This is a genomic window from Virgibacillus phasianinus (assembly GCF_002216775.1).
GTDB lineage: Bacteria > Bacillota > Bacilli > Bacillales > Amphibacillaceae > Virgibacillus_F > Virgibacillus_F phasianinus.
The window spans coordinates 2,418,883-2,430,638 of record NZ_CP022315.1 but is presented as its reverse complement, the minus strand read 5'-3'; the positions used below and the strand labels follow the sequence as shown (position 1 = coordinate 2,430,638).

Genomic DNA, 11,756 nt, shown 5'->3' with positions numbered 1-11,756 from the left:
AATAATAATTCTCCTACTATACAATTACCCGAAAAACACATAATTCATGTATTTTTTCGTATACGGCCTGCGAGAAAGAAAAATGCAAATTAAATCCAGACAATAAAAAACCACAAAACAAACTAATGTCCACATACCATTAGTGTTTTGCGGTTTCTCCATTTCTCCGACCAAATTATTAACTTAAATACATCTTATCATAGAAATCGTTTTAATTAAAGTAAATTGTTTACCCCTACTGAAAAAATGCTTCAACCTTTACCATAAATCCGTTTTTGACGTTGAGACCGCAACCGCTCCTGCCGCTAATGCGTCTTCCACTTCTTTGCTATCGGTTATAAGCCCACCGGCAATTACTGGTGTTTTCGTTTTTTTTGAAAAGTTTTCAATAAACTCAGGTATCAAACCAGGAAGTACCTCAATACAATCTGGTTTAATTCGTTCAATTAGTGTTTGATTATGTTCAATCGCTAGACTGTCCAGTAAAAAAACGCGTTGAATCGCCAATATATGCTGTTTCTTTGCCAATCCAATGACATTACCTCTTGTAGAAATAATTCCATCGGGTTTGATCTCACGTAAGATATACTCCATTCCATATTCATCTGTTTTCAACCCTTGAATTAGGTCAAAATGAATGATTACCTTTTTGTCCGCACGATGAGCGTAGGCAACCAAGCTTTTCAATTGGGATAAGCGTGTTTCCAAAAGAACTATCATACCATGTTTCGACTCTAATGCCTTATCAAAATCTTTCATGGAGCGAACGGCTGGCAGTACACCAGATGGCAATTTCAATTATTTCGACCTCCTCGAGTTAGAAAATCTCAGGGCGCTCCGTCTAGAAGCGGACACATAAGCAAGGGACAGTAAATTGGCGTTCGTGGTGTCCATTGCTTATGAAGGTGGCTTCTGGCGCTGGGCTAGACATATTTTATATATTCTTATCAGTTAAAATATGTCGTCTGACGACCTTTTTTCCATTTCCTCTTCTGTGTAAATTAGTTTCATCGGGTTCCCGCCAACAAAGCAGCCTTCTGGAACATCCTTATGAACCAACGATCCCGCAGACACAATCGCGCGGTCACCTATTGTGACACCAGGAAGGATCGTTGAATTAGCACCTATCATAACATTATCACCAATTGTGACATTCCCAATCCGGTATTCATTAATCATATACTCATGTGCCAAAATCGTTGTATTATAACCAACAATCACATTTGTTCCAATCGTAATTTTTTCAGGAAACATGATGTCCGGCATTACCATAAGCGCAAAAGCTGTTTTATCCCCGACCTTCATTCTTAAAAAAGTCCGATACAACCAGTTTTTCATTGATAGAAAAGGTGTATAGCGGGCTAATTGAATAATAAAAAAATTCTTCATTACTTTCCAAAAAGAAACGGTCTGATAGATTTGCCAGAGAGAATTAGCCTTTTCCACTCGGTAACGCTTTGTATTCCGCATGCCTTTACACCTCTGCTATGGAGAATAGGTCACGCATATCTTCTAGGATATAGGTTGGATTTAGACTTTGTAAGGTTTCCTTCCCCTTAATACTCCAGGCAACACCAGCTGTTTTAACACCAGCATTTTGACCCGCCTCAATATCATGGGTGTTATCCCCCACCATTAGTGTCGAAGAAGCATCAGAACCAAGCTCGTTCATAGCCTTTATAATCGGCTCAGGGTGTGGCTTTGCATGTGTCACATCGTCAAGTGTAATGACTGTGTCAAACAACTCTTCAAGGCCTACAAGCTTTAGTCCCCTGGTTGCCCCTTCATGCATTTTGGTTGTCACGATACCCAGTCTCACATCATTTTCTTTTAACTGTCTTAATGTTTCAACAACATATGGATACGCTTCAACATAATTGTCATGGTGATGTAAATTATGCTCACGGTAAACCTGGATCATTTCAGCCGATTTAGCGGGATCAACCGCATCAAACGTATCTTTTAGTGTTGGACCAATAAAGGGAAGCGTTTCTTCCCGGGTGATTGGTATTTTAAAATGTTCAAACGTATGCAAAAACGATGTAATGATTAATTCGTTTGTATCAATTAATGTTCCGTCTAAATCAAAGAGAATTGTATGAATTTTCATTAGTAATTTCCTTCCTTCGTACAGGATCAGTTCGTTTCCAAAACAATGAGACAACCATGGTTAATACGATCGCAGTAGCTAAACGTACCACAAGCAATGGCCATACGGGAATACCAAGTGGAATAAAGATTAAAGTATCTTCTACAACAGCATGACAGGATACAAGAAATATTAGTGCCAAATACATATCCCGCTTCGAAACACCATCTTCCTTAACAGCTTGAATCATAAGTCCTGCACCATAGGCTAAACCAATGGTAAGCCCCGCGACCAGCGTCATTGATGTATTTTTTTCCATCCCTAGTAATTTTGTGAAGGGGGCTAATCCATTTGAAAACTTAGTCAGCCAGCCTTTTTCACGTAAATATTGCATGATCACCATCAGTGGAATGACAATCAGCGCCAGCTGTGCAACAGCAACTATTGCTGTCTGAACGCCCTGTAAAGCAATTTCATTCCAGCCATTTAATACTTCCGGGGATGAAGAAATGAACCCGTACTGCGCTTGTTCGGATCCACCATCCCAGAATAAGTTGATTACGATGCCAGCCATCATTGCGAGCATCACACGTATTCCACCAATAAACCATGGGCTTACACCCACCTTGGAAGCGACAGTGGATTCGATAAACAGGTTATGGGAAAAAGAGAGCATAATTGCTAAAATAAAAACTTCTTTTATAGAAAAGTCAAATGAAACAATTGCAGCAATCCCGGCATATAAATTTAAAGAATTCCCTAACACCAACGGAACTGCCGCTTCCCCTGATAAACCAAACAACCCCATAACCGGACTGATTTGTTTAATAATCCACGGCAGTACGGGTGTGTATTGAAGAATGGTAATCAGCAGGGTTATGGGGAAAATAACTTTCCCCAACGTCCACGTCACATGTATACCTTGCTGCAAACCCCTTATTACTATTCCGTACACATAGATCCCTCTTCCTATGATACTAATCTATTTTTTCTTTTGCGATGTTGAAATTTTGGAACCGTCGTACCTTCTGTCAGCCATACGTGATTTCCTGCGATAAATCATTAGTGCAATTGAGCCCGCCACCAGAATGACAGAAATTAATTGTGCGGCACGTAAGTTTCCTACCACGTAAAGACTATCCATACGCATTCCCTCAATAAAGAACCGTCCAACTGAATAGGAGATGACATAACTTAAGAAAACCTCTCCGCGCAATGGATTGTATCTTCGTAACAACAATAAGAAAATAAACACAAGCAGATCCCAGAATGACTCATACAAAAAGGTAGGATGATACATCGTGCCACCGATACACATTTGATTCATAATAAAGTCAGGAAAGTACTGAAAAATATTATTATATGTAGCCTCGGCCATTGGCCCACCATGCGCCTCCTGGTTCATAAAATTACCCCAGCGTCCAATAGCTTGTCCTAAAACAATACTTGGTGCCGCAATATCAACCAGTTGCCAAAATGATACTTTTTTAACTCTTGCATAAACTACAGCTGTTAGAACTGATCCAATTAGTGCACCATGGATAGCGATACCACCATTCCAAATAGCGAAGATATCCCACCAAGGCCCGCCAGTATATTCTTCCCATTCAAAAATCACATAGTAAGCACGTGCACTAATGATTGCAATAGGAATTGCAAAAACGACCAAATCAACAAAAATATCTTTCTTCAAACCTAACCGGTCCGATTCCCTTGTAGCTAAATAAAGACCAAGAAAAGCTCCAAACGCAATAATCACACCATACCAATAAATGGTCAATGGTCCAAGGTCCAGAAATACCCTGTCCAGTGATGGTCTCGCACATGTCATATCAATCACTCCACTCTATTATTTCTCTTTCTCCTGGTCAATCATACCTGTTAACCGTTCCGAAAATTCTTCTGCTGCATTCACACCCATTCGCTTTAAACGGAAATTCATTGCTGCGACCTCGATAATGACTGCCAGATTACGTCCTGGCCGTACCGGAATAGTTGCTTTAGGAACGTTGACATCCATCACTTTCATATGTTCCTCATCAAGCCCCAGACGGTCATATTGCTTTTTTTCATCCCATATTTCCAAATGGATGATCAAGGATATTTTCTTATAATTTCTTACAGAACCCGCACCAAACAATGTCATTACATTAATGATACCCAGGCCGCGTATCTCCAGCAAATGCTCAATAAGCGGCGGGGAATTTCCGATTAAACTGTCATAGTCTTCTTGTCGAATCTCGACACTGTCATCTGCAACAAGCCTATGCCCGCGTTTCACAAGCTCCAAAGCTGTTTCACTCTTACCAACACCGCTTTGGCCAGTTATCAGAACGCCGACGCCATAAATATCAACCAAAACACCGTGGATGGCAGTTGATGGAGCAAACTTCACTTCCAAATAATTTGTTAATCTGCTGATAACCCGTGTTGTTTTTCGTGGAGAATGTAATATTGGTACACCGGACAAATTTGCCGCTTCGATCATCACTTCAGGAATGTCCATGTCACGTGTTACTACAATTCCAGGTGTAACATCTGTACATAAACGATTAAAACGCTCCCGCTGCAATTCATCACTAAGTTCTAAAAAATATGCCATTTCGGTTTTACCGATTAATTGGAGGCGCTCCTTTGGATAATATTTAAAAAATCCTGTAATTTGTATCCCCGGTCGAGCAATATCACTCGTCGTAATTTCTCTATGTACACCATCTTTTCCCGCTACCAGAGTTAAATTAAAATTATCTAATAAATCTTCTGTACGAACAATTGTCATTTTATGTCCCTCCGCTTGTTCAGAACCTAACTGTTTTTTATTGTAGCATATATTTTAATTACGAAGAATAAAAAAACGCAGGTGCTCTCCCCACGTTTTTTTCTTATTTTCTTATTGTATCCCTTACCAATTGATTTAAAAGTATGTTCAATATGGAAATAATCACAGAGGCAATTAGCGCTATTCCGAATCCATCTATTATAAAAGAATCGTCCATTAAACCTTGTGTAATCATCAATGTTATCGCATTTATGACAAACAGGAACAGGCCGAATGTTACAAGCGTAATCGGAAGTGTCAAGATGATTAACAAAGGTTTAACGATAATATTTAAGATGGAAAGTATAATACTGGCGATCAACGCAGTGCCAAAACCCTCCAGCTGGAAGGAATTAAATAATTGGGCTACAGCAATCAGAGCAACCGCGTTCAGGAATATGGAAATAAACCAACGCAGAAACATTACCGTAACCCCTGTTCATTTGGCATGATAAAGATTGCTGCAATATAGATCAATATCAATACAAACACGCTCATAAGCGTTAAAATCACAAAAGCCAAACGCACAATTGTTGAGTCAATTTGAAAGTATTGGGCTATGCCGCCTAACACCCCTGCAACCATACGATCAGAATCGGATCTAGTTAACCGCTTCATCGGATCGACCTCCCTGTTCAGGTTTTCAATCATACTTCCATGTGTAAAATTGTTCTTTTCCCAACCGTTTCTTTGCTTCTTCTTTTAAATCTGCCTCCATTTCCGGATTCTGACGAAATTTGCTGAGGATCCCATCTGCTTGTGATTTATGCGCAGAAATAGCCTCCATTTTTTTATCAAAGTAACCGGAAATGTCATTGCGTATATCCGGTTTGCCCAAATCCTCATAAAATGTATTCGTAATAGCTTGCGCCCACACAGTTGGCCGCTTATCTGGATCCATTAAACGAACGGCTTCAACAGCAGCTGCCCCCAAGGCGTTATGATCGGGATGAACTGCATGTTCTGGGTAATGTGTGATTACCAAACTTGGCTCAATCTCCTCTAGGATACGCTTTAGATGTTCAGCAATCTCCATACGATCCTCGAATTCTACCGTTTTATCACGGTATCCAAGCATTTGCAAGTCCATGTCAAGTACGTTACAGGCCTGTATAAGTTCCTCTTTGCGAATTTCCGGCAATGTTTCACGGTTGGCAAACGTCGGAGAACCCATATTCCGTCCCATTTCTCCAAGTGTGCCACATAAATAGGTGACGGGGACCCCTTGTTCACGAAATTTTGCAATTGTACCAGATGCACCAAAAGACTCGTCATCTGGGTGCGGATAAATGACTACTACATGTTTCTCCATTCTATTCACCATTCCTTTATTTGATTCTATTTAGTTGCTAAACGGGGTTTCACTTATTTCTAGTGATACCATCAGCCGGCCTTCCCGATCATGGCCCGCCATCAGCAAACGATTCTTTTCGTCCAATTCGAAGTCTGACAGTCCTTCCGCATAAATCCATCCATGCTCCATTTTCAATCCGGCGCGGTATGTCTTGCCATTTCCAACTATTTTTGCTTGTGAAAAGCTCACCTTCGCGTTGCGAATATACGCTCCAACATTGTATGCATTATCATCGAAATGACTTGCATAAGCACCATTGGTTGTCTCCAAGTGAACATATACCTGTTTCTCACAAAATTGTTCCAATAAGTTTTGTACATTATTTATCTTAATCGGTTTCATCTGTTATTCCTCCCAAGCTACCTTCTTTATTCACAATACCCAAATGATGCACACTCGTCAAAAATTTTGACTGAAAAAATAGCAGACCCCTGGTCTGCTATTAGAATACTAATTTGATCCAATTTTTTCTTTTGCCGCCAAGTCATGTTCCATTCTGTTTCGATCACGCTCAAGTATTGGCTTTAGATAACGACCGGTATAGGACGCTGTCTCTTCAGCAATTTGTTCTGGGCTTCCCGTTGCGATAATTTGTCCCCCACGGTCACCACCCTCAGGTCCTAGATCAATAATATGGTCAGCTGTTTTAATTACATCTAAATTATGTTCAATAATTAATACAGTATCCCCGTTATCCACCAATCGTTGCAGAACAGCCAATAATCGTTTTATATCATCCGCATGCAAACCCGTTGTTGGTTCATCCAGGATATAGAAGGATTTTCCTGTTGAGCGCCGGTGCAGCTCACTTGCAAGTTTTACCCGCTGTGCCTCCCCGCCTGACAGGGTTGTTGCAGGCTGTCCAAGTTTAATATATCCTAACCCAACATCATAGATTGTTTGCAGCTTGCGGCTGATTTTAGGGATATTAGCAAAAAAGTCAACAGCTTCTTCTATCGTCATTTCTAAAACTTCTGCTATACTTTTGCCTTTATATTTTATTTCAAGTGTTTCCCTATTATATCGTTTGCCGTGGCAAACCTCGCACGGCACATACACATCGGGCAGAAAGTGCATTTCAATTTTAATGATCCCATCGCCCCGGCATGCCTCACAGCGGCCACCTTTAACATTAAAGCTGAAACGTCCTTTCTTATAGCCTCTGACTTTTGCCTCGTTTGTTTGAGCAAAAACATCACGAATATCATCGAATACCCCAGTATATGTTGCCGGATTCGAGCGCGGTGTTCGCCCAATAGGCGATTGGTCAATATCAATTACCTTTTCAATATTTTTAATTCCATTGATTCTTTTGTGTTTACCTGGTTTACGTTTTCCACGATAGAGTGACTTGGCAAGTCCTTTATATAAAATTTCATTGACTAAAGTACTTTTGCCGGAACCCGAAACACCAGTAACAACAGTCATTAATCCGAGTGGTATTTTCGCAGAAACATCTTTCAAGTTATTTTCTGTGGCACCAACAACCTCAATAGCCTTTTTCTTTGGTTTACGCCGCTTAGCTGGTAAAGAAATATACTTTTCACCTGATAAATAATTACCCGTCAGGGAATATTTATCTTTCATAACTTTTTCAGGTGTACCACTTGCAACAATCTCTCCACCATGTTCACCAGCGCCAGGTCCAATGTCAATTAAATAGTCGGCCGCCAGCATCGTATCTTCATCATGCTCGACAACAATTAATGTATTATCCAAATCCCGCATTCGCTTCAATGTTTGAATCAATCGGTCATTATCCCGTTGATGTAACCCAATCGAAGGCTCATCAAGCACATATAATACACCGGTTAAGGCTGAGCCTATTTGGGTTGCCAGCCGAATACGCTGTGCCTCACCACCGGACAATGTTCCAGCAGCCCGGGATAGGGTTAGATAATCAAGTCCCACATTATTCAGGAAATCAAGCCGGTTGCATATTTCCTTTAATATCATGTGGGCAATTTTCTTTTCCTTCTCTGTTAAATCAAGATTAGAAAAAAATTCCATTGCCTCGGTTATCGAGTAATCCGTTACCATACTAATATGCTTGTTATCGATTAGTACAGCGAGTGCTTCTTCTTTTAACCGATAGCCATCACATGTTGGACAATGCTTTTGTGCCATATATTTCTCCAGCGTCTCCCGGATAAAGTCTGAAGATGTATCCCGGTACCTGCGTTCAATATTTTTAAGTACACCCTCAAATTCTACATGATTATCACGTACTGCACCGAAATCATTTACATAGTGGAAATGAATTTTCTCCTTACCACTGCCATATAAAATTCGATCCAACTGATCCTTTGGTAAATCCTTAACGGGTGTGCTCATGTTGATTCCATAATGTTTACACACACTTTTTAATAGTTCTGGATAGTATTGTGAACTGATTGGCTCCCATGCAGCAATTGCATGTTGCTTCAACGTCTTGCTCCAATCTGGAATGACCAAATCCAGGTCAACCTCCAAATTGGTTCCTAATCCATCACATGTAGGGCATGCACCGAACGGGCTATTAAATGAGAAAAGTCTCGGTTCTAGTTCACTGATCGAAAATCCGCAAATAGGACAAGCATGATTTTCACTAAACTTAAGCTCCTCCTCCCCGATGACATCGACGATAAGGTTTCCTTCCCCTAGCGCTAAAGCTGTTTCGATAGAATCACTCATTCTTGTCGTTATTCCTTCTTTGACAACGATTCGATCGACAACTACTTCAATTGAATGTTTTTTATTTTTCTCAAGTTTAATTTCCTCGGTAACTTCACGCATTTCATTATCCACACGGATGCGTACGTAGCCTTCCTGTTTTAAACGCTCAAATGTTTTAACATGTTCACCCTTGCGTCCAGAAACAACCGGTGCAAGAATTTGCATTTTTGTTCTTTCTGGAAATTCCAAAATACGATCAACCATCTGCTGTACAGTTTGCGAACTGATTTCTATTCCATGTCTTGGACAAGTTGGCCGCCCTACCCTGGCAAACAGCAGACGTAAATAATCGTAAATCTCTGTAACAGTACCTACAGTTGACCTTGGATTCTTACTCGTCGTTTTTTGATCAATGGATATAGCTGGTGATAGACCCTCAATCGAGTCTACATCCGGTTTATCCGTTTGCCCTAAAAACTGTCGTGCATATGCTGATAACGATTCTACATATCTTCGTTGCCCTTCTGCATAAATGGTATCGAATGCCAGGGACGATTTACCTGAGCCTGATAATCCGGTCACAACGACTAGTTTATTTTTGGGAATTTTTATATCGATGTTTTTTAGATTATTTGCTCTGGCACCTTTTATTTCAATAGATTTACTAGGCATGTACCTGTCATCCTTCCGCTTTTAATTCAAGTAAAACATCACGTAATTCTGCTGCCTTTTCAAAATCAAGTGCTTTGGCAGCTTCCTTCATTTCTTTTTCCATATTCTTGATTGCTTTATCTTTTTCTTTCTTGGTTAGTTTAGCAAAGCTTTCCGATTTATCATCGTAATCTGCTTGATCTTCAGCTGCAACAGTCGCTCGAATTACATCACGCACGTCTTTCTTAATTGTCATCGGTATAATGTCATGTTCATTATTGTATGCAATCTGTTTCTCACGTCGCCTCATTGTTTCATTTATTGCGAACTGCATGGATTTAGTGATTTTGTCTGCGTACATGACAACCTCACCATTTTCGTTACGTGCTGCGCGCCCCATGGTTTGAACAAGAGACCGATCTGAACGTAAAAATCCTTCCTTATCGGCATCAAGGATAGCAACCAGAGACACTTCCGGAATATCAAGACCCTCCCGGAGCAGGTTAATCCCTACTAGTACATCATACTTGCCAACACGTAAATCACGAATAACTTCAATTCGTTCCAATGTTTTAATTTCAGAATGTAAATAGGCAACTTTAATACCAAGCTCTTTTAAATAATCAGTAAGATCTTCAGACATTTTCTTCGTTAGCGTGGTTACTAATACACGCTCATTACGATCAGCGCGCTTATTTATTTCTCCTATTAAATTATCAATTTGGCCTTCAATTGGCCGTACATCAATTTTTGGATCAAGTAAGCCTGTTGGCCGAATAATTTGTTCTGTCATTTCAGGTGTATGTTCCAATTCATATGGCCCTGGGGTAGCAGATACATATATAAGTTGATTTGATTTTGCCTCAAATTCATCAAACTTGAGCGGCCGGTTATCGAGTGCTGATGGCAGTCTGAATCCATGATCCACCAATACCTGCTTTCGCGCCTGGTCTCCGTTGTACATACCTCTGATTTGCGGAAGCGTAACATGTGATTCATCAATCACAACCAAAAAGTCATCTGGGAAGTAATCAAACAAAGTATACGGTGTAGCGCCCTCCTCCCGGAGAGTTAAATGCCTTGAATAGTTCTCTATACCCGAACAATAGCCCATTTCATTCATCATTTCGATATCATAATTGGTTCGTTGTTCAATCCGTTGCGCCTCTAAAAGTTTATTCTCCGATCTTAGTACCTTTAAGCGCTCTTCTAATTCTGTTTCGATATTTTTAATCGCCAGCTTCAATTTTTCTTCCCGTGTAACAAAGTGAGAAGCTGGATAGATGGCAATATGCTCCCTGTCACCAATAATTTCACCTGTTAATGCATCCACCTCACGTATCCTGTCAATCTCATCACCAAAGAATTCGATTCGGATACAGTGCTCTTCCCTGGAAGCAGGAATTATTTCAACAGAATCCCCACGGACCCGGAATGTTCCACGCTGGAAATTAATATCGTTACGTGCATACTGAATATCAACAAGTTCACGCAGCAACTGATCCCGGTCTTTTTCCATGCCCATTCGAATGGAAAGCACGTGACTTCCGTATTCTTCTGGAGAACCTAGCCCGTAAATACAAGAAACACTGGCAACGACAAGCACATCATTTCGCTCAAAAAGGGCTGAAGTAGCCGAGTGCCGCAATTTATCTATTTCATCATTGATACTTGCATCCTTCTCGATAAATGTATCACTAGACGGTACATATGCCTCTGGTTGATAGTAATCGTAAAAGCTGACAAAGTATTCCACAGCATTATTCGGAAAGAATTCCTTAAACTCGCTGTACAGCTGACCTGCCAGCGTTTTATTATGCGCAATAACTAATGTCGGTCTATTTATTTCAGTCACAACGTTTGAAACGGTAAATGTCTTACCAGTCCCTGTTGCTCCAAGCAATGTCTGATGATGCTGTCCCGCTTTTACTCGTTTAACTAATTCCTCAATAGCTTTTGGCTGGTCCCCGCTTGGTTTATACTGGGACACAAGATCAAACTTATTTTTCACAAGGCAAGCCTCCGTTCTAAATCTATTTCTAGTTTACCATACTTGTTTAACTATTTTAACATAAACGCGAACAAATATTCGTTTTTCTGTTTCGCTATTTTATTATCCATAATACCCATATTACTCCTTATAGAATCGTTCACAAAGGATTCTATTTTTTCACTATTAGTTTCTCCCT

The 11,756-nt window shown here is 40.3% G+C and carries 12 protein-coding genes; all 12 read right to left on the bottom strand.

Annotated features, from left to right (window positions below; all coding sequences use genetic code 11):
• Positions 1-258 precede the first annotated feature (258 nt).
• The 12 genes from CFK37_RS11600 to uvrB all read right to left on the bottom strand — a co-directional run bounded on the left by CFK37_RS11600 (position 259) and on the right by uvrB (position 11,578).
• Entirely contained in the window at positions 259-798 is a 540-nt protein-coding gene (locus tag CFK37_RS11600; protein WP_089062002.1) for a glycerol-3-phosphate responsive antiterminator, read from the bottom strand.
• Between the two features lie 153 nt (positions 799-951).
• On the bottom strand, positions 952-1,470 hold the full coding sequence (locus CFK37_RS11595; protein WP_089062001.1) for an acyltransferase: 519 nt from the start codon (positions 1,468-1,470) through the stop codon (positions 952-954).
• Positions 1,471-1,474: 4 nt separating this feature from the next.
• Positions 1,475-2,110, bottom strand: coding sequence for a pyrophosphatase PpaX (ppaX, locus tag CFK37_RS11590; RefSeq protein ID WP_089062000.1), 636 nt, complete (start codon positions 2,108-2,110; stop codon positions 1,475-1,477).
• Positions 2,085-3,044 carry a nucleoside recognition domain-containing protein gene (locus tag CFK37_RS11585; RefSeq protein ID WP_089061999.1) on the bottom strand — a complete coding sequence of 320 codons (960 nt, stop codon included), beginning with the start codon at positions 3,042-3,044 and terminating at the stop codon, positions 2,085-2,087. The genes ppaX and CFK37_RS11585 overlap by 26 nt, the downstream gene beginning before the upstream one ends.
• 27 nt (positions 3,045-3,071) lie before the next feature.
• Positions 3,072-3,920, bottom strand: coding sequence for a prolipoprotein diacylglyceryl transferase (lgt, locus tag CFK37_RS11580; RefSeq protein WP_089061998.1), 849 nt, complete (start codon positions 3,918-3,920; stop codon positions 3,072-3,074).
• 18 nt (positions 3,921-3,938) lie between these two features.
• Positions 3,939-4,868, bottom strand: a complete 930-nt coding sequence (gene hprK, locus CFK37_RS11575; protein ID WP_089061997.1) for an HPr(Ser) kinase/phosphatase — start codon at positions 4,866-4,868, stop codon at positions 3,939-3,941.
• A 103-nt stretch (positions 4,869-4,971) separates the two neighbouring features.
• Positions 4,972-5,331, bottom strand: coding sequence for a phage holin family protein (locus CFK37_RS11570; protein ID WP_089061996.1), 360 nt, complete (start codon positions 5,329-5,331; stop codon positions 4,972-4,974).
• Positions 5,331-5,525, bottom strand: a complete 195-nt coding sequence (locus tag CFK37_RS11565) for a PspC domain-containing protein (protein ID WP_089061995.1) — start codon at positions 5,523-5,525, stop codon at positions 5,331-5,333. Before CFK37_RS11565 ends, CFK37_RS11570 begins: the two co-directional genes overlap by 1 nt.
• 25 nt (positions 5,526-5,550) lie before the next feature.
• Entirely contained in the window at positions 5,551-6,219 is a 669-nt protein-coding gene (gene bshB2 / locus CFK37_RS11560; protein WP_089061994.1) for a bacillithiol biosynthesis deacetylase BshB2, read from the bottom strand.
• Positions 6,220-6,249: 30 nt separating this feature from the next.
• On the bottom strand, positions 6,250-6,603 hold the full coding sequence (locus CFK37_RS11555; RefSeq protein ID WP_089061993.1) for a YojF family protein: 354 nt from the start codon (positions 6,601-6,603) through the stop codon (positions 6,250-6,252).
• 108 nt (positions 6,604-6,711) lie between these two features.
• A complete protein-coding gene (gene uvrA, locus CFK37_RS11550) occupies positions 6,712-9,588 on the bottom strand; it encodes an excinuclease ABC subunit UvrA (RefSeq protein WP_089061992.1) in 2,877 nt (958 codons plus the stop codon).
• 7 nt (positions 9,589-9,595) lie between these two features.
• Positions 9,596-11,578, bottom strand: coding sequence for an excinuclease ABC subunit UvrB (gene uvrB / locus CFK37_RS11545; RefSeq protein ID WP_089061991.1), 1,983 nt, complete (start codon positions 11,576-11,578; stop codon positions 9,596-9,598).
• Positions 11,579-11,756: the final 178 nt, after the last annotated feature.

Bases quoted from the DNA above. Each gene is read 5' to 3' on its own strand.
- CFK37_RS11595 (WP_089062001.1), bottom strand. From the start codon at position 1,470: ATGCGGAATACAAAGCGTTACCGAGTGGAAAAGGCTAATTCTCTCTGG.
- ppaX (WP_089062000.1), bottom strand. From the start codon at position 2,110: ATGAAAATTCATACAATTCTCTTTGATTTAGACGGAACATTAATTGAT.
- lgt (WP_089061998.1), bottom strand. From the start codon at position 3,920: ATGACATGTGCGAGACCATCACTGGACAGGGTATTTCTGGACCTTGGA.
- hprK (WP_089061997.1), bottom strand. From the start codon at position 4,868: ATGACAATTGTTCGTACAGAAGATTTATTAGATAATTTTAATTTAACT.
- CFK37_RS11570 (WP_089061996.1), bottom strand. From the start codon at position 5,331: ATGTTTCTGCGTTGGTTTATTTCCATATTCCTGAACGCGGTTGCTCTG.
- CFK37_RS11565 (WP_089061995.1), bottom strand. From the start codon at position 5,525: ATGAAGCGGTTAACTAGATCCGATTCTGATCGTATGGTTGCAGGGGTG.
- bshB2 (WP_089061994.1), bottom strand. From the start codon at position 6,219: ATGGAGAAACATGTAGTAGTCATTTATCCGCACCCAGATGACGAGTCT.
- CFK37_RS11555 (WP_089061993.1), bottom strand. From the start codon at position 6,603: ATGAAACCGATTAAGATAAATAATGTACAAAACTTATTGGAACAATTT.
- uvrA (WP_089061992.1), bottom strand. From the start codon at position 9,588: ATGCCTAGTAAATCTATTGAAATAAAAGGTGCCAGAGCAAATAATCTA.